This window comes from Flavobacterium erigeronis, from assembly GCF_054075165.1.
Genome location: NZ_JBSKGP010000006.1, coordinates 25,901 through 45,005 on the forward strand (window position 1 = coordinate 25,901; position 19,105 = coordinate 45,005).

General features: G+C 35.0%; 11 protein-coding genes. 2 read left to right on the forward strand and 9 right to left on the reverse strand.

Going from position 1 to position 19,105, the window contains the following annotated elements; all coding sequences use genetic code 11:
- Positions 1-68: 68 nt before the first annotated feature.
- Positions 69-1,403 carry an outer membrane protein assembly factor BamB family protein gene (locus ACWA1F_RS12880; protein WP_456894121.1) on the reverse strand — a complete coding sequence of 445 codons (1,335 nt, stop codon included), beginning with the start codon at positions 1,401-1,403 and terminating at the stop codon, positions 69-71.
- Positions 1,404-1,690: 287 nt separating this feature from the next.
- On the opposite strand from ACWA1F_RS12880, the gene ACWA1F_RS12885 reads away from it, so the two are divergent.
- Positions 1,691-2,500, forward strand: a complete 810-nt coding sequence (locus tag ACWA1F_RS12885) for a class I SAM-dependent methyltransferase (protein WP_456894123.1) — start codon at positions 1,691-1,693, stop codon at positions 2,498-2,500.
- A gap of 204 nt (positions 2,501-2,704) precedes the next feature.
- The gene (gene kdsB / locus ACWA1F_RS12890) at positions 2,705-3,439 is read left to right on the forward strand and encodes a 3-deoxy-manno-octulosonate cytidylyltransferase (protein ID WP_456894125.1); all 735 of its coding nucleotides are present in this window, start codon (positions 2,705-2,707) and stop codon (positions 3,437-3,439) included.
- Between the two features lie 284 nt (positions 3,440-3,723).
- Here kdsB and ACWA1F_RS12895 read toward each other — a convergent pair whose 3' ends face one another.
- The 8 genes from ACWA1F_RS12895 to ACWA1F_RS12930 all read right to left on the reverse strand — a co-directional run bounded on the left by ACWA1F_RS12895 (position 3,724) and on the right by ACWA1F_RS12930 (position 18,903).
- Positions 3,724-6,135 carry an alpha-ketoacid dehydrogenase subunit alpha/beta gene (locus tag ACWA1F_RS12895; protein WP_456894453.1) on the reverse strand — a complete coding sequence of 804 codons (2,412 nt, stop codon included), beginning with the start codon at positions 6,133-6,135 and terminating at the stop codon, positions 3,724-3,726.
- Positions 6,136-6,326: 191 nt separating this feature from the next.
- Positions 6,327-9,074, reverse strand: coding sequence for a gluzincin family metallopeptidase (locus ACWA1F_RS12900; RefSeq protein ID WP_456894127.1), 2,748 nt, complete (start codon positions 9,072-9,074; stop codon positions 6,327-6,329).
- Positions 9,075-9,374: 300 nt separating this feature from the next.
- Entirely contained in the window at positions 9,375-10,103 is a 729-nt protein-coding gene (locus tag ACWA1F_RS12905) for an LOG family protein (protein WP_456894129.1), read from the reverse strand.
- A 705-nt stretch (positions 10,104-10,808) separates the two neighbouring features.
- On the reverse strand, positions 10,809-13,640 hold the full coding sequence (gene uvrA / locus ACWA1F_RS12910; protein ID WP_456894131.1) for an excinuclease ABC subunit UvrA: 2,832 nt from the start codon (positions 13,638-13,640) through the stop codon (positions 10,809-10,811).
- A 100-nt stretch (positions 13,641-13,740) separates the two neighbouring features.
- The gene (locus tag ACWA1F_RS12915; protein ID WP_456894133.1) at positions 13,741-14,694 is read right to left on the reverse strand and encodes a Fic family protein; all 954 of its coding nucleotides are present in this window, start codon (positions 14,692-14,694) and stop codon (positions 13,741-13,743) included.
- A gap of 60 nt (positions 14,695-14,754) precedes the next feature.
- Complete coding sequence (locus tag ACWA1F_RS12920) at positions 14,755-16,539, reverse strand: chloride channel protein (protein WP_456894135.1); 1,785 nt, start codon at positions 16,537-16,539, stop codon at positions 14,755-14,757.
- A 66-nt stretch (positions 16,540-16,605) separates the two neighbouring features.
- A complete protein-coding gene (ggt, locus tag ACWA1F_RS12925) occupies positions 16,606-18,294 on the reverse strand; it encodes a gamma-glutamyltransferase (protein ID WP_456894137.1) in 1,689 nt (562 codons plus the stop codon).
- Positions 18,295-18,318: 24 nt separating this feature from the next.
- Positions 18,319-18,903, reverse strand: a complete 585-nt coding sequence (locus ACWA1F_RS12930) for an acyl carrier protein phosphodiesterase (RefSeq protein WP_456894139.1) — start codon at positions 18,901-18,903, stop codon at positions 18,319-18,321.
- Positions 18,904-19,105: the final 202 nt, after the last annotated feature.

A 19,105-nucleotide genomic window follows, 5' to 3' on the forward strand; every position in this document is an offset into this window, starting at 1 on the left:
TCTCTGCGAAATAGCTATAGCACAAAGTTGCACAAAGATTTTTCGCAGAGATTCACAAAGAAAATTAGTTATTTCGCTAGTTTATACGCATAAAGATAACCGTCTGAACTTCCATAAAAAATAACATTATTGCTGACGAATGGAGAAGAAACAATAGGGCCCAATTTGTAAAATTCATTCATTATCTTTTGGTTTTCGGCATAAATCGATAAATCGGCTTGTTTGGACAAGAAACCAAAATCAAGATGATTATTGTTGAGAATAGTTGCGGCGTATTTATTTCTGTTTTCTGTCGGAATGGTATTCGATTCTTTTCCGTCAGAAAGCAGATTTAAATCAAAGAAATTTCCTGAAAAGTCACCGAAATAAATCGTGTTTCCCGCAATTGCAGGCGAAGAATACACATAACCATTGCCTTTAAATCGATATTTTTCTTTTCCTGTTTTTGCATCTAATGCCAACAAAGCATAAGTGTCTGAAGTTCCAACATAAACCGTATGGTCTTTAACGACAGCCGAACTCAAAATCCAAGAGTTTTCAGCATTGTATTTCCAGATTAGTTTTCCTGTTTCGGCGTCAAGAGCAAAAAAATACGGATCTCTTGCACCAAAATAAACAATACCGTCAGAAACTGTTGCTGAAGCTTGAATTCCAGTAAAACCCATTTTAATTTCGGTAGAAAATTTCCATTTTTCTTTTCCAGTCTTGCAGTCCAAAGCATAAAATATTCCATCCCAACCGCCAAAAAATAAAGTTGATTTTTCTATAACAGCTGTGCTATGAATTGGTTTATCGGTTTTAAAAGTCCAATTTAACTTTCCTGTTTTAGCATCAACAGCGTACATATTTCCGTCACTGCTTCCAAAAATAGCCAATACCGATTTATGGTCTAAATAAATAATGGGTGTAGAAAGATAAAAATCCCATAAGTCAGCCATAAGCAAGTCAGTTGGTTTCATTCCCCACATTCCAATTTCGCTGTACCAATGTTCGCCTTTGGTTTTAAAGCGCCAGATTTCTTTTCCTGTTTTCGAATTTAAAGCATAATAATAGCCGTCAAAACTTCCGAAATAAACTATATCATTATAAATGCTTGCTGAACTATGTACAGCGCCATTTGTTTTAAATTTCCACTTTAAACTTCCAGACTTTTCATCAATAGCATAAAAATAGCCGTCTTCACTCCCTATGTAAACCAAGCCGTTTTGTACAATTGGAGAAGAAAAGATTTTACTTTCAGTCTTGAATTTCCATTTTAAATCTTGAATTGGCTGATATCCTTTTCCTGAAAAAATGCGGTTCGAAAAAGAATTTAAAATTTTAGAATTGCTGTTTTGTGAAAAAGCATTCGAAGTAAAAATTAAAAAGAAATAGAGCAGGAGTGAAGTAACGTTTCTTTTCATATTTTTTCTTATAAAAGTAAAAATATTATAACATATTAAAATGCAATGCTTTAAGAAATATGTTAGAAATAAATTCAGCGAAATATTAAAATCTTTTATTTAAATTTGTTTGTGTTTTTATTAAGTATTTGTTTGTCAGTTGGTTATTTTTATTTTTTCTTCCTCTTTTTTCCATTCTTCTTTTTGTAATTAATGATTTAAGCGCCTTTGTGATTGACTGATGATGAGACGTTTAAAAAATTAATTAAAAGTGCGGCATCAGCACTATAAACACTGATAAAAATAAGATGAATCCGAACAAAGCATTATGGGAAAAGGGCGATTTTACACGCATTGCAGAAACGATGAGAGAGAGCGGTGCGGAATTGGTTGCTAAAATTGGAATTAAAAAAAATCAAGACGTTTTAGATCTTGGCTGCGGCGATGGGACAACCGCAATACCTTCAGCAAAATTAGGAGCCAATGTCTTAGGCGTTGATATAGCAAGAAATCTAGTGGAAGCGGGAAATATTCGAGCCAAAAATGAAGGACTCAATAATATTGTATTTAAAGAAGGAGACGCAACCGATTTGAATGAATTGAAAGATCAATCATTCGATATTTCGATGAGTATTTTTGGGGCAATGTTTGCGCCAAAACCTTTTGATGTGGCTAAAGAAATGGTTCGCGTTACACGGCCAGGAGGTAAAGTTATTATGGGGAATTGGATTCCAGGTGACCCAACGTTGATTGCGCAAATCTTGAAAATTAGTTCTGAATATACACCTCCACCTCCTGAGGGTTTTGTAAGCCCAATGCTTTGGGGTATTCAAGATAATGTTATCGAAAGGTTTACAAATGCAGGAGTTCCTAAAGAAAATATTTCTTTTGAGAGAGACACCTTTACGTTTGAAGCTGCATTTCCGCCTTCAGATTGGCTAAATAATTTAAAAAATTACTACGGTCCAACAATGAATGCTTTTGAAGCAGCAGAGCAAAATGGGAAAGCTTCTGAATTGTATGCTAAGCTCGAAGATTTAGTTAACAGACAAAATACTAGTAATGAAAATTCTACATCAATTCCTGCAACGTATCTTCGCGTTACGGTTTCGGTTTAATTTTTAATAAACTATTGCATATTGTTTGCTGAGTGTAGAAAATTCAACGTAAGATTTAGATCCCGTACAAAGAGATGAAAAACAGGAAACTTAAAAGCAATTTTTGCATATTTGCAAAAGGTTAAGCCTGAAAAAAATCAGGCACTACATTTTCAGAATAACAAATACTAAATTTTGAGTTTTTTAACTCAGTAAAACAATATAATGAAGGTAATAGCAGTAATTCCCGCAAGGTACGCCTCAACACGTTTTCCCGCAAAATTAATGCAGGATTTAGGAGGTAAAACGATCATATTAAGAACTTATGAAGCAGCAGTTGCAACAAAACTGTTCGACGATGTTTTTGTAGTAACCGATTCTGATTTGATTTTTGATGAAATTGTTTCGAATGGCGGAAAAGCCATCATGAGCATAAAAGAACACGAATCTGGAAGCGACCGAATTGCAGAAGCTGTTGCAAATCTTGATGTGGATATTGTAGTAAATGTGCAAGGTGATGAACCTTTTACTGAAGCTGGACCATTAGAACAAGTTTTATCGGTTTTTAAAAACGATCCAGAAAAAAAGGTAGATTTAGCTTCCTTAATGCGTGAAATCACAGATGAAGAAGAGATCAATAATCCGAATAATGTGAAAGTGGTGGTAGATCAATCACAGTTTGCCTTGTATTTTTCTAGATCTGTAATTCCGTATCCAAGAGAAAAGAATGTTGGAGTGAGATATTTTCAGCACATCGGAATTTACGCTTTTAGAAAACAAGCCTTATTAGACTTTTACAGCCTTCCAATGAAATCTTTAGAAGCTTCTGAGAAATTGGAACAGCTTCGTTATTTAGAGTTCGGAAAACGAATTAAAATGGTAGAAACCACTCACGTCGGAATCGGAATTGATACGGCAGAAGATTTGGAAAGAGCGAGAGCTATGCTGAGAGATCTTTAGTTATGGTTTTAATTCAGCTTTTGGAATTAGACGCGGATGAAACTGATTCGCTTTCGCGAAGACGCTGATTTATACGGATTTTTTATTGTTTTTGATATTGATTTCCATTAAGTTTGTCATTTCGACGAAGGAGAAATCTTCGCAAGTAGCTCGACATGTAAAATCGCCAATCTTTGTAGAGTTTCTCGCGAAGATCCCTCGTTCCTCGGGATGACAAACTGTAAGTGTAAAAAATAAAAAAAGCTCCAGAGGAGCTTTTTTTATTATATAGTAAAATCTAAAATCTAATACAAAGCAGGAAACTTAGAAGGATTCACTTCATGCATCATAGCGTAAACTTTCTCGTAGATATCTTCTGCAGAAGGTTTAGAGAAATAGTCACCGTCAGTGCCGTAAGCAGGTCTGTGTGCTTTTGCTGCTAGAGTTTGCGGTTTGCTGTCTAAATGTTTATAAGCGTCTTGCTCTTCCAAAATCTGCTGTAAAATAAAGGCCGAAGCTCCTCCAGGAACATCCTCGTCAATCACTAACAAACGATTTGTTTTCGCAACACTTTTTACAATGTCTTTGTTAATATCAAATGGGAGTAAAGATTGAATATCAATAACCTCACAATCAATTCCTTTTTCAGCCAATTCATTAGCCGCTTGCATAACCAATCTTAAAGTCGATCCGTAAGAAACTAAAGTGATATCAGAACCCTCTCTTAAAGTTTCTACAACACCAATTGGCGTTTTAAATTCACCAAAATTCAAAGGCGTTTTTTCTTTTAAACGGTATCCGTTCAAACATTCGATAACCAAAGCAGGTTCGTCACATTCTAACAAAGTGTTATAAAAACCTGCAGCTTGTGTCATATCTCTTGGAACCAAAACGTGAATTCCGCGAATCGCGTTGATGATCATTCCCATTGGCGAACCAGAATGCCAGATTCCTTCCAAACGGTGTCCACGAGTTCTAATGATTAACGGTGCTTTTTGTTTTCCAACCGTTCTATATTGTAAAGTAGCTAAATCGTCACTCATGATCTGAATAGCGTACAATAAATAATCTAAATACTGAATTTCAGCAATTGGGCGTAAACCTCTAAGAGCCATTCCGATTCCTTGACCAATAATAGTCGCTTCACGAATTCCGACATCGGCAACACGAAGTTCTCCGTATTTTTCCTGCATGCCTTCTAGGCCTTGATTTACGTCTCCGATGTTTCCAACATCTTCACCAAAAATTAAAGTTTCCGGATATTTAGCAAATAAAGCGTCAAAATTGTCACGCAAAATCATTCTTCCGTCTAAATCTGGTTTTGCATTTTCTGCATATTCTGGAAGAACTTTTTCTACAGAAAACACATTTTGAGCAGATTCAGAGTGCAGATTACTGCTGAATTTTTCCTGAGTTTCACCCAAGAATTTCGTAATCCAATTCGATAAAAGAACTTTGCTGTTTGGAACTTCAATAAAACGAAGAATCTTTCTGGCATAAACCAAAATTTCCTTTTTTAAAGGCGCTTTAATCGCCGCTAATTCAGAAATTAATTTTTTGATTCTTTCTTTATGATTGATGCTTGCTTCAGCAATTTGCTCCAATAATTCTAAAAGATTTTTTTGATCTTCAATAATCGGATTAATAAAAGCATTCCAAGCCTCTTTTTTAGCTTCTAGAACTTCTTTCTTTAATTGGAAATCAAGTTCTGCCAATTCTTCTGGAGAAGCAATATTAATGGCGATCATCCATAAACGCATTTGGCGAATACAGTCATAATCTCTTTCCCAAGCCAGTCTTTCTGCACTTTTGTAACGTTCGTGAGAACCAGAAGTAGAGTGGCCTTGCGGTTGTGTCAATTCATTTACGTGAATTAAAACGGGTATATGTTCTTCGCGCGCGATTGCTCCGGCTCTTTCGTAAGTCGAAACCAGTTCGGCATAATCCCAGCCTTTTACTCTAAAGATTTCGTAACCTTTAGAATCTTCATCGCGTTGGTATCCTTTTAAAATTTCAGAAATATTTTCTTTAGTAGTCTGATGTTTAGCATGAACAGAAATTCCGTATTCATCATCCCAAACGCTCATTACCATCGGAACCTGAAGAACTCCTGCAGCGTTTATGGTTTCAAAAAACAAACCTTCAGAAGTACTTGCGTTACCAATAGTTCCCCAAGCCACTTCATTTCCGTCAACAGAGAATTTATCTTTAATAGTAATTCCGTCAACGTTTCTGTAAATTTTAGAAGCTTGAGCCAAACCTAATAATCTTGGCATTTGCCCTGCGGTTGGCGATATATCTGAACTTGAATTTTTTTGTTTCGTTAAATCTTTCCAAGATCCGTCTTCGTTTAAACTGTGCGTTACAAAGTGTCCGCCCATTTGTCTTCCCGCAGACATAGGATCAAAAGCTAGATCGGTATGACCATATAAACCGGCAAAAAACTGTTTGGCATCCAATTCACCAATAGCCATCATAAAAGTCTGATCGCGATAGTATCCAGAACGGAAATCTCCGTTTTTAAAAGCTTTTGCCATTGCCAGTTGCGGAACTTCTTTTCCGTCGCCAAAAATTCCAAATTTAGCCTTTCCTGTTAATACTTCTTTTCGACCTAAAAGACTACATTCACGGCTTGTTACAGCTATTCTATAGTCATTCAATACCTCAGTTTTGAAATCTTCAAATGTCAGTGTAGTATTGTTTTTTTCTTTTATCATCATCTTGAAGGGGGTCATTGTTTATGACGCGAAATTACTTAAAAACAATCAATAATCATAATTCTTTGAAATAAATATAATTTAATTATTTCTATTCAAAACCAAAAAACTACGTATTTTATTTGTGTTATTTTTACTTAAATTTTTATATTGTTGATAATTTCGCAAGTTTTTCTTTAATTTTTATTTGATTAAAACCATTTTCGAGTAAAAAGAGTAACTAATGTTCTTGGGGAGAAAGTGATTATAAATCGTATTTTTTCATTGTATCTAGGTTGTGATATTTCCCATCCATTATTAGAATAAACAGGGAAATAAAGTTCAAAATAGTCAGGAACCAAGTTTAAGCGTACTCCAGTGTCGTAAGCAAAGAACTCGCTTTGATGTTTGTTTTTCAAGAAACCAATGTCGCCATAAAGCTCTACCCAGTTCCATACCGCATAACTGGCATTCAAAGTAGTCATCCATTGATTGGCATACGATGGTTCAAGTTGTGATTTGAATCCTCCTTCTGCAATAACATACTGTTGGCTAAAAAAGCCAGTGCTTTCCGATCTTCCAAATAAATTATAATCAAATAAATAATCTGTCGGACGGTCTAAATTAAAACTAAAATAATCTGAGTTTGTTGTGTTGTACAAGAAACTTCCAACGTATAATCTTAAATTTAACTTTTTGTTGTTTTCAAATAATCTTCTGTATTCTATTTCTCCAGAAACTTTCCCGAATCCGCTAGAAAACTGCAAATCGGTCATAAAGTTAAAATGATCTATTAATTCTGTTTTTGTATTCGAATAGCGGGCATTGAAAACAGAGTAATTAGGTGTTGAATTATCTGTTATATATTCGCTCGCTTCACGGTTTACGATAACCTGACGGAATAAAAACATTTGCTTTCTGTTGTCTCTGAAATCTTTTTCGCGAATGCGAAACTGCACCATCGGATTTAATCTCAAATATGTCGCGTCTGGAGCATAATGAAAATAATTCTGGCTGATAGAATATCGAACATTATATAAAGTGTTATTTCTATAATACTGATTCCATGAAAAAGCTGATGAACCGGAAAGCGTTCCTGCTTTTATAGAATAGGCTGGATTAATGTCAAAATTAAAGGGTTTGTCTAAAATGGTCTTATTGCTAAAACGGATTCCCGGCGTGATACCGTCATAGTAATTGTAATTAAGCGTCGGAAGATAGAGTATTTGATTATAATCTGGATCTTCTAAATCTTTGGCAAAATTGAATTTTATAGGACGATTCAGTGCAACATGTTTTAGTGATCTCCAGTTATTTCTCTGGTTGTATTCTGGCACTTCATTATCATAATTGATTACAATTTTGTCTGCGTTTTTTCGGCTGAAAGTATAAACAGAATCTTTTGTTTTTGGTTCAATCCATTCTTTAAAAACAACTTCTTTCTTTTTGATTCCGTAAATCGGAATAGGGGCGTAGATTCCAGTTTTGTTTTTAACAGAAAAGGTAATACTGTCTGCTGTTCTAGAAACATCAGAAAATTTATAGTCGATAATATCTCTCGAATCGATAATGATTTTAAAGAACCAATCAATATCTTTTGGACTTTTTTGAATTAAGATTTTTTCAAAATCATAACGATTCGATTGTCCAATTTGGTTCAGGTTATAAAATTCTTTTACGCTATTCGGAACAATGTCGTGATTAAGATAATCGTCTAAATAGCTCAAACTTAACCCTGCACGATACTTACTAGCAATCTGTTCGTTAAACTTTATTAGCGTATTTTTCGGATCTCCAAGCGGCTGATCTAGATTTTTACGCGCCATCAGCATATAATAATAGCTGTATTGCTCGTTAAAAGTCAGATTAGTGATATTGTAACTTTTAAAGAGCTTCATGTCTGAAAGCTTGCCAAGCATTTTTTCATCCTGATGATGCTCTTCCATATACTTCATCATCGAATAAATCTGAATGGCATCGTAAACCCAATTGTCTTTTCTCGGGTCTAAACGGAGACTGTTTTTAAGATAATTATTTAAAAAAGTCTTTAAAAATTGAATCTCAAACATAAAGTCATCCTCAAACGGACTAATAAATGAAGGCAACTGATTTAAGCCATAAAACGGATTTCGATCATAATCGGCCTGAGAAACGGTTATTTTTTCATGCGGATATTTGCCAATAAATTTTTCCGCATAAGAAACCACACGATTGATTATAATCGCTTTCTGAATTTCGTCTATTTTTTTATTTTTTAAATTCGTCTCAACCAGTAAAGAGCCATTATCATAAGTTCTAAAACCGTTTTGTTTTTCAATATAAAGACTAAAATCGGTTCTATTTTTTCCAGAAAAAGAGTAAACGCTATAGTTTTGATTGGTGATATCTTTTGAAACCGAATTTAAGTCGGTCGTAATAGAATATTCGTTCGGAATTTTAATTTCAACTTCGTAATCGCTTACGGCATTTGCAATATCATCCAGATTGTAGTTGTTGTACTTTACAAACAGACCATTTTCAAAACGAGCAGGACTTATAAACCAGTTTTTTAAAGCCATACCGCCATTTTGATCAAAACCAAAATGAGTGAATTTGTCGTTTGGTATTTTGGCAATATAATTAAGATGCAAATCGATTTTTTCGTTTGGAAGAAGTTTGCGGTTTAGTTTGACAATAATATAATCAGGATCCTGAGCGCTTCTTTCCCATTCTAAAGCCGAAAAATTAGTTTCGGTTAAACCAATAATGGTGGTTTTTCCTCTGTCTGCGGCTTTTGCCAAATGAAAACCTCTGTAAAATTCATCAGAAAAGCGTTTGGCCAGAGGTGTGTTTTTGTCAGCAAAAGCATTGTTCCAATCGTTTAAAACAATCGAGACCAAAGTATCATTCGTAGTATTATGATACGTAATATCTTGTTTAATATTTAGTGTTTTTAGCTCAAGATTTACCGCCACTTCCATCTTAGACTGATGTTGTGCGGTTAGTTTTATCGAAAAGGATAAAGCTAAAAAGAGACAAATAATTTTATAAAGTGCTTTCAAATAATGGCTTAAAAAATTATCAGATATATTATGTTACGGACATATTACGATTTCGGATTTTTGTAAAAATAGTATAAAAAAAGCTGTTTAAAAAAACAGCTTTCAATTTTTGCGATACTTTATGGTATTTTAACCATATAAGTGATATAACTTCACGTAAAATGGCTTTGTGAGCTCGAATTTAAATTTACTGATATCACTTTTATGTTTTCAAAATTTTTAGAAATTCGGACTTAAATCGTATTTTTTATAGAATTTATCCAAAACGTCAACAACATCATCTTCCGTGTCTACGATTTTAAACAGATCTAAATCACCCGGACTTACGGTTTGCATTTTTTCTACCAAAACCGTTTTAACCCATTCAATCAATCCAGACCAGAATTCAACTCCAACTAAAATAATTGGGAACTTTCCAATTTTCTTAGTCTGAATCAAAGTAATCGCTTCAAACATTTCGTCTAGAGTTCCAAATCCTCCTGGCATCACCACAAATCCTTGTGAATATTTGACGAACATTACTTTTCTAACAAAGAAATAGTCAAAATTCAAGTTTTTATCGTGATCAATATACGGATTAAAATGCTGCTCAAACGGAAGCTCGATATTCAAACCAACCGAAGTTCCGCCTCCCAAATGCGCACCTTTATTTCCAGCTTCCATAATTCCGGGACCACCTCCTGTAATCACACCGTAACCCGCTTTACTGATTTTGTAAGCGATTTTTTCAGCCAATAAATAGTACTTATCATCTGGTTTTGTTCTTGCAGATCCAAAAATTGAAACACACGGACCAATACGTCCCATTGCTTCGTAACCATTTACAAACTCAGACATAATTTTAAAAATTGCCCAGCTGTCATTGGTTTTAATTTCATTCCACGTTCTTTGTTTCAAACGGTCCTGAATTACTTTATCTTCGTCATTATCAAAATCTTCTAATCTCATTTTAGGTATTTTAATTTATTATTCATTTATGTTTTTGGCGGATTTATAAGGAGCTTGATCCTGCTGTCCGCTATAATCCCGATTTAGAAAAACAAGGCTTTTTAGCCATAGTTTTTGTTAATCGGGAGATGCCACTCCCGTCACGGCTAGGGCATTTGGTTTCAAATAAACGACAGGTTTAATTGAAAGATTTTTTTCTTTAAATCATGGAATTTTTCAGAAAAAGCGGATACTAAATTAACGCTTTTTTCTAGAATTGTTACAGAAATGTATATTTATTAATTTAAATGTAACATTTGTTCGTGAAATAATTTTGCTTGTATTTCATTACCAATAGGTTAATGATTCAGTGATTTCTTTGCTTTTTGTAGAAATGACAAGTATCATGTAAAACACACAGTAACCGTAGAGTTTGTCATTTCGACGAAGGAGAAATCTTAGCAAGTAGCTCCATGTAGAAATTCGCCAATCTTTGTAGAGTTTCTAACGGAGATTTGCTTCGCCTATTCGCTATCGCTCGGGTCTCCTTCGTCGAAATGACAAAAATGCGGAAGAGAACTGTTGTTATATCTTATTTTGTAGCGACGGATTTTAATCCGTCGAAACGGAATAGCACATAATCAAAAGAACCGTAGGTTCGGCTAATATTATAAGCATAGTTTATAATCTTTGGCAAAGTTTTAAACTTTGCCAAAGATGTTTGTTTTACTCCAACTCTTTTTTCAAAAACTTAGCCGTATAACTCTTTTTATTCTTCGCAACTTCCTCAGGAGTTCCTTTAGCAACAAGCTGTCCTCCACCTTTTCCTCCTTCAGGACCAATATCGATAATGTAATCCGCAAGTTTAATTACATCCATATTATGCTCGATCACTAAGATTGTGTTTCCTTTGTCAACCAATTTATTGATTACTTCCATTAAAACTCGAATGTCTTCAAAGTGTAATCCTGTAGTTGGTTCGTCCAGAATATAAAATGTATTTCCAGTATCTTTTTTAGATAATTCTCCTGCTAATTTAATACGCTGTGCTTCACCGCCAGATAAAGTTGTACTCTGCTGGCCAAGTGTAATATAACCTAAACCCACATCCTGAATCGTTTTGATTTTTCTGTAGATTTTCGGAATATTTTCGAAGAACGGAACAGCTTCATCAACCGTCATATCCAAAACATCTGAAATAGATTTTCCTTTATATCTGATTTCTAAAGTTTCTCTATTGAAACGTTTTCCTTGGCACGTTTCACATTCTACATAAACGTCTGGAAGAAAGTTCATTTCAATCGTTCTTACACCAGAACCTTCACAAGTTTCGCATCTTCCGCCTTTCACATTAAAACTGAAACGTCCCGCTTTATAGCCACGAATCATACTTTCAGAAGTCATTGTAAACAGGTTTCTAATTTCAGTAAAAACCTCTGTATAAGTCGCTGGATTCGAACGCGGCGTTCTTCCAATCGGACTTTGGTCGATATCAATTACTTTGTCTATATGTTCTAAACCTTCAATCTTTTTATAAGGCTGTGGTTTTTTAACGCCATTAAAATAATACGCATTCAAAATAGGGTAAAGCGTTTCATTGATCAAAGTCGATTTCCCGCTTCCAGAAACTCCTGTAACGCATGTCATTTGTCCAAGCGGAATCTCAATGGAAACATTTTTTAAGTTGTTTCCAGTAGCTCCAGTCAATTTCAAGAATTTACCGTTTCCTTTTCTTCTTTCTTTCGGAATGTCAAATTTCATTTTACCATTCAGATATTGAGCAGTAATAGTATTTGATTTTAAAGTTTCTTTTGGAGTTCCAATGCTGATGATTTCACCTCCATATTTTCCAGCCTTTGGACCAATATCAATTACATAATCTGCTGTTTCGATCATGTCTTTATCGTGTTCAACCACAATTACAGAGTTTCCGATATCACGCAATTGTTCTAGAGACTGAATCAGTTTTTCGTTATCTCTTTGGTGTAAACCAATACTTGGCTCATCCAAAATATACAAAACTCCAACTAATTGTGATCCAATTTGAGTTGCTAGCCTAATACGCTGTGCTTCACCACCGGAAAGCGATTTTGAACTTCGGCTTAAAGCCAAATAATTCAAACCAACATTCATCAAAAAGTTCAATCGGTCTTTGATTTCTTTTACAACTTCAGAAGCAATTAAAAGCTGTTTGTCAGTCAAATGATTTTCTAAATCTAGAAACCAAGCCGTCAAATCTGAAATGTCCATATCACACAATTCTGTGATATTTTTTCCATTTACTCTAAAAAATAAAGCTTCTTTTTTAAGTCTCGAACCTTCACAAACCGGACAAGGAATTTCGTCCATAAAATCTTTTGCCCAGCGTTTTATAGAGGTTGTAGCGCTTTCGTCGTATTGATTTTTAATGAAATTAGAAATTCCCTCAAAGTCAATTTTATATTCTCTAGTAACGCCAAGATCTTTTGAATTAATCGAAAATTTGTCTTTTCCACCATACAAAATCATGGTCAAAGCTTCTTCAGGAATTTTCTCGATTGCGTCTGTTATTTTAAATCCGAATTTTTCTCCAATCGTTTCCAATTGTTTGAAAATCCATGAAGATTTATATTCGCCAAGAGGCGCAAAACCACCTGCTTTAATAGATAATTTGGGATTCGGAATAATCTTTTTAACGTTGATTTCATGCACCGTTCCTAATCCGTTGCAATGCGGACAAGCTCCTTTTGGAGAGTTAAACGAAAACAAATTCGGTTCTGGATTCTGATACGATATTCCTGTCGATGGGCACATTAAATTTCTACTGAAATAACGCACTTCATTAGAATCCTGATCCAAAATCATTAATACATCTTCGCCATGATGCATCGCTGTATTAATGCTTTCTGCCAATCTTTTTTGAGTGTCAGGATTATCTTCGATCACCATTCTGTCGACTACAATCTCGATATCGTGCGTTTTGTAACGGTCTAATTTCATTCCTGCAACCAAATCCTGAACTTCTCCGTTTACGCGAACTTTTAAGAAACCTTGTTTGGTAATCTGTTGGAACAATTCGGCGTAATGCCCTTTTCTGGCTTTAATAACAGGCGCCAGAATATTAATGCGTTTTCCGTTGTAATCCTGAATAATCAAATCTTTAATTTGCTCATCAGAATACGAAACCATTTTTTCGCCTGTATTATAACTGTAGGCATCTGCACCACGAGCGTACAAAAGTCTTAAGAAATCGTAAATTTCGGTAATGGTTCCAACTGTAGAACGCGGACTCTTACTCGTCGTTTTTTGTTCAATTGCAATTACGGGAGAAAGTCCGTCGATTTTGTCAACATCAGGACGCTCTAAACCGCCAAGGAATTGTCTAGCATAAGCCGAGAAAGTTTCTACGTAACGGCGCTGTCCTTCAGCATAAATAGTATCAAATGCCAAAGATGATTTTCCAGAACCTGATAAACCGGTAATAACAACCAGTTTTTCACGCGGAATAGATATATCGATATTTTTTAGATTATGAACTCTTGCACCAAGAACTTCAATAGTATTGTCTTTATCTAGCATAATTTTGAGCAAAACGCAAAGTTACCACTTTGATTTGTTCTTTTAGTGCTCGATAGCAAAACTTTATGTTACAAATAGTAACAAAAACGCTGATTTAATATCAGCGTTTTCTTTTTCTTGTTGCCATATATTCTTCGATGGCTTCTTTAGAGGTGTACCAAGTTCGTCCTTCTTTGTAAGCATCAATTTTACCGGTTCGGGCAAGCAAACTAATGTATTCTTGGCCATAAGGGCTTTCGGGCTCGTTCACAATATTTACTATCGGCTGAAAATCATAACTGCTTCCAGGCATTGAATTTAAGTAAATGTTGAGTGTGCGTTCTAAAGCTTGGCACATCAAAAGAATTAGTTTTTGATAATTGCCATTGTTAGCCTGATTAAGCGCTTCGTAATATTTTTTACGGTCGTTTTTAAGAATAATGGCAGGCGGAAACCCACAACGCATTAATAGCAAATTCATACTTAAGCGAACTGTTCTTCCATTTCCATCAAAAAAAGGATGAATCCAGACTAGTTTATGATGATAAATCGTTGCGAGTTCAATGTCGTTTGAACCTAAAGGATTTGTATTGATAAAATCAATCAGTTCATCCAAATAATCAGAAACTTTATTGGCGTTTGGAGGCATGAAATTGGCACCAGAAATTCTAACGCCACCATTTCGAATTCTTCCAGCAAAATCATCTTCAATAGATCGTAAAACCAAACCATGAATAGATAGAATGTCAATGCTTCTTAGTTTGTAATCATCGCTTACAATCGAGTACAAATAATCAATCGCTTTATCGTGATTGTGCGTTTCAAAATGCTCTCTAAGTGATTTTCCTTTAATTGTAATTCCTTCTTGAATAACCATTTGAGTTTCTCGTAAACTCATGGTATTTCCTTCAATACTATTAGAATTATATGTCCATTCTAAGGAAAGGCTTTCGCGAATTTTGTTCAAAGCGATGTTAGGCAGTGGTCTGCTGTTTTGCAAATCCTGTCTTTTTTGATACAATCTTTCAAAGGTTGATTCAAATTCTGAGCGGTATGTTAAATCTATATTCCACATGCCACAAAGGTATGTCTTAATATCGGATAAATAAAATTTTTAACTTATCCGATATTAAGCTTATTCAATTGTCATAGAACGAAGTTTTGTTCTATAAGCTTCAAGCGCTATTGATTTGGAAATGAAGCCATAATATTTTCCATCTCTTAAAACAGGAAGAAATGCCGATTTTGAAGTTTCAAACTTACGCATTACAATCTCCATACTGTCGAGTGTGGAAATAGTAGCTAATGGCGCTTTCATTACATCTCTAATGAATGTGTATTTTACGCGATAAGAATTGAAAATAATTTCTCGAATGTCATTAAAATGAACGACTCCAACTAGATCTTTATCGTTATTGACAACGGCAAAAACTACCTGATTGGAATGCGAAATAAGATCGACTAATTTGCTTAAATTTTCATCTGGATGAACGGTTAAATAATCGCATTGAATGATGGTGTCAATATCTAAAGTCGATAGAATATTAGAATCTTTATTACTCGTAAAAGCATGTCCTTTTTTAACTAATCCTTTTACGTCAAGCGAATACTTTTCGTAACGTTTAGAAATAGCAAAACTGATGGAAGAAACAATCATAAGCGGAATCATTAATCCGTAACCTCCAGTAATTTCAGCAATTAAGAAAATAGCCGTAAGCGGAGCATGAAATAAACCGCTTAGAATTCCAGCCATTCCGACCATTGTGAAATTGGAAATTGGAAGTTTAGATAAACCCACTAACGTAACTAATTTAGAAAAGAAATAGCCCAGATAAGAACCTAAGAATAGAGAAGGAGCGAAGTTACCTCCGTTTCCGCCGCTTCCGATGGTAAGTCCAGAGGCAAAAACCTTAACCATCATAGTAGCTCCTACAAATAAAAGTAAAACCCATTGATTGTTTCTAAAATCGGCAAATAAGGTGTTATCCAATATTTTTCCTGGATCTGCCTCAGAAAGTGTTCTAATGCTCTCATAACCTTCACCAAATAAAGTTGGGAAAATAAAGATCAGTAACGCTAAAAGTGAAGAGCCAATTAAAGCCTTTTTGTAGGGATTAATCTGCTGTTTGGCAAAATAATGTTCGACCTTCTGGAAGTTTCTCGAATAATAAATCGCGGCCAATCCAGTAAGAACTCCCAAAAGAACATAGAAAGGAATATTATGAAAATCGAAAGTTTCTTGCTTTTTGAAGCTTAATAAAATGCTTTCGTCTAAGACAATCGCAGAAACCAAAGCACCTGTTGCGGCAGAAATCATAATAGGGGTAAAGGCAGAAATACTCACATCTACGAGTAAAACTTCAATGGCAAAAAGAACTCCTGCAATTGGAGCGTTAAATGCTGCTGCGATTCCGGCAGCAACTCCACAGCCAATTAATAAAGTTCTGTCTTTATATTGAAGCTTATAATTTTGTGCAAAATTGGAACCAAAAGCTGCTCCAGTTATCACAATCGGACTCTCTAAACCTGCCGAACCTCCTAAACCAACAGTCAAGGAACTCGTCACAATCTGCGCGTACATCTGCTTTTTCGGGATAATACTTGCTTTTTTTGCTACAGCATAAAGAATTTGTGACGTTCCTTTTTGAATGGTACCGTTAAGGACTTTTTTTACCACTAAAACCGTTAGCAAAATACCAATAATAGGTAGGATACTATTAATGAAACTTAATTTTAGTATTCCGTTAATGTATGTGGCAAAAGAAAAAACGCTGTGTGCGAAGGCTTTAAGAACAATTACGGCAAAAGCACATGATATTCCGGTTAAAACACTAGATAAAAAAAGAAATTGTTTTGGAGTCATTAACGATTGTGCCAAAGCAATTATACTTTCTAGTCTTCTGAAATATTTTCTTATCATTATGTCTTAAAATTATCTGTTTTACAAAATTAGGGTATAATCTTAGATAATAAAAACTATAAACGATTAAAATCCAACTGCAGTATCATCTCCTCTAAAATCGGCTCCCGCTTCTAGTTTATTATCTGGAAGAACCAAGATAGCATCCACCTTTCCAATTATAGGTGTTGGTTTTTCGTTAATGATATAACTTTTAGCTTTAAGACGGTCTATAGTTTTAGTTTCAAAAGTATTAGGCTCAAACGTAATTAAATCGGGCAGCCATTGATGATGAAAACGAGGAGCATTTACAGCTTCCTGCATGCTCAATTTATATTCGTAAACGTTTAGAATTGTTTGCAACACAGAAGTAATAATGGTAGAACCACCCGGTGTTCCCACAACCATAAACAGTTTTCCGCCTTTTTCTACAATTGTAGGCGTCATAGAACTTAACATTCGCTTTTGCGGCGCAATACTGTTGGCTTCATTTCCAACTAAACCAAACATATTTGGAGATCCAGGTTTAGCGCTAAAATCATCCATTTCATTATTTAAAAAGAAACCTAGTTCGTCGCAGTAATATTTAGAACCGTATCCGTCATTTAAGGTTGTCGTAGCCGCAATAGCATTTCCAAATTGGTCTATAATAGAGTAATGCGTTGTTTCTGTACTTTCGGCATAATTGACTTTTCCTTCTTTTATTTCGGTAGATAAAGTGGCTTTTTCAGGATTAAAACTCGCCATTCTTTCACGCAAATAATTTTCATCCAATAATTCTTTAACTGGAATTTTTACAAAATCTGGATCGCCTAAAAAATAACTTCTATCGGCATAAGCTCTTCTTTCTGCTTCAACAATAACCTGAATTGCCTCTGCCGAATTATGTCCCATTTTGGCTAAATCATAAGGCTCGAGCATTTTTAAAATTTGAGCCAGACAGATTCCACCGCTACTTGGTGGAGTCATTGAGGTTATTTTTAAATCTTTATAAGTAAACTGGAGCGGTTTTCTCCATTTGGCTTCGTATTTTGATAAATCTTGTAGCGTAATAATGCCGCCTTTTTCTTTAAGATAATGGACTAAGATTTTTGCCGTTTCCCCTTTGTAGAATTCGTTTCTCCCTTTTTTCTGAATCCTTCTTAAAGTCTTCGCTAGTGCAGGATATTTGATCGTGTCATTTTCTTTGTAAGCTTTTGATGCTGGAGAATCTTCACCATTTATATTTACAATGCTTTCATGATAATCTTTTAAGCTTTTCTCCTGTTTTTTGGTCACAACAACGCCTCTTTCTGCTAAAGCAATTACAGGCTCAAGAATTTTAGAAATAGGCATCGTTCCATACTTTTTATGTACAGCAAAAACGCCTGCAATTGTTCCGGGAACACCAATGGCAAGAGCTGTTTGGGTGCTTTTTCCTTTTATTACATTTCCTTCGCTGTCCAAAAACATGTCTTTTGTGGCTGCTAACGGTGCTTTTTCGCGATAATCTAGAGAACCGACTTCACCATTTGCTTTTCGATATACCATAAATCCGCCGCCACCAATGTTTCCCGCAAAAGGAAAAGCAACTGCAAGAGCTAATTCTGTTCCGACCATGGCATCAAAAGCGTTTCCGCCTTTTTTCATAATGTCAGAACCAATTTTTGAAGCTTCTTCGCGGGCAGAAACTACCATCGCTTTTGTCACTACTAATCCCGTTGGTTTCGAAACGGTTTCTTGTGCATGACTGCTGTTTAGATATAAAAGCGCTATTAGAAATGTAATTTTTTTCATGGGCAATAAATTTTAAATACGGGCTTAAAGAGAAAGCAGTTTTCCTTTGGCCTGTTCTCTCATTTCTTCAAAGAAAAGTGTAAATTCTTCTTCAAATTCATCATAAAATTCAATAAGCTCTTCAACTGCATATTGCATTTGAGAAATGTTTTTAGACCTTCTGTCCATTTGAGTCAGAATATTGTGAATTCCGTCAGTAGTTCGATAACTTAAAAGCCAGTTTCGTTCAATCATATACGGCATTAAACCCTGCGTTTTTTCGGTAAGAATATCGTAATTATCATGCAGCGAATGGTAAAAACGTTTCACAAAAAGCTCTAATTTTTCATCAGAATATTGAGTCCAATTTTTGGCAAGAAAATGATCGTAAACAATATCTACAATAACCCCCGCATAATGATGGTAGCGATCGTGAAGGCGTTTGGTGCTTTTTCTAAAAATATCGTGAGAATCGGTATAGGTATCTATGAATCGATGCAGTAAAATTCCTTTTTGAACATCTTCGGGAAAATGTTCGAAGTGCTTGCCGCGAATTCCGTCAGCCATAAAATTCCCGATTTTAATCAGATCATTTTCTCCAGAAAGGTATATGTGGGCTAAGAAATTCATGTTTTATTTTTAAGCTGCTAAGGTTCTGAGGTACTAAGAAACGAAGCTTATTATTGTAAATGTAATAAAACTTTTTTAAATGGTTTTGTTATATAAATTCAAAGTTGCTAAGCTACTAAGCTTCTGAGCTGCTAAGGTTGTGAGAGGCTTAGAAGCTTAGCAGCTAAGACCCTTAGAACCTTTTTTATTAAAACTTAGCATC

Bases quoted from the DNA above. Each gene is read 5' to 3' on its own strand.
- ACWA1F_RS12880 (WP_456894121.1), bottom strand. From the start codon at position 1,403: ATGAAAAGAAACGTTACTTCACTCCTGCTCTATTTCTTTTTAATTTTT.
- ACWA1F_RS12885 (WP_456894123.1), top strand. From the start codon at position 1,691: ATGAATCCGAACAAAGCATTATGGGAAAAGGGCGATTTTACACGCATT.
- kdsB (WP_456894125.1), top strand. From the start codon at position 2,705: ATGAAGGTAATAGCAGTAATTCCCGCAAGGTACGCCTCAACACGTTTT.
- ACWA1F_RS12895 (WP_456894453.1), bottom strand. From the start codon at position 6,135: ATGATAAAAGAAAAAAACAATACTACACTGACATTTGAAGATTTCAAA.
- ACWA1F_RS12900 (WP_456894127.1), bottom strand. From the start codon at position 9,074: ATGGAAGTGGCGGTAAATCTTGAGCTAAAAACACTAAATATTAAACAA.
- ACWA1F_RS12905 (WP_456894129.1), bottom strand. From the start codon at position 10,103: ATGAGATTAGAAGATTTTGATAATGACGAAGATAAAGTAATTCAGGAC.
- uvrA (WP_456894131.1), bottom strand. From the start codon at position 13,640: ATGCTAGATAAAGACAATACTATTGAAGTTCTTGGTGCAAGAGTTCAT.
- ACWA1F_RS12915 (WP_456894133.1), bottom strand. From the start codon at position 14,694: ATGTGGAATATAGATTTAACATACCGCTCAGAATTTGAATCAACCTTT.
- ACWA1F_RS12920 (WP_456894135.1), bottom strand. From the start codon at position 16,539: ATGATAAGAAAATATTTCAGAAGACTAGAAAGTATAATTGCTTTGGCA.
- ggt (WP_456894137.1), bottom strand. From the start codon at position 18,294: ATGAAAAAAATTACATTTCTAATAGCGCTTTTATATCTAAACAGCAGT.
- ACWA1F_RS12930 (WP_456894139.1), bottom strand. From the start codon at position 18,903: ATGAATTTCTTAGCCCACATATACCTTTCTGGAGAAAATGATCTGATT.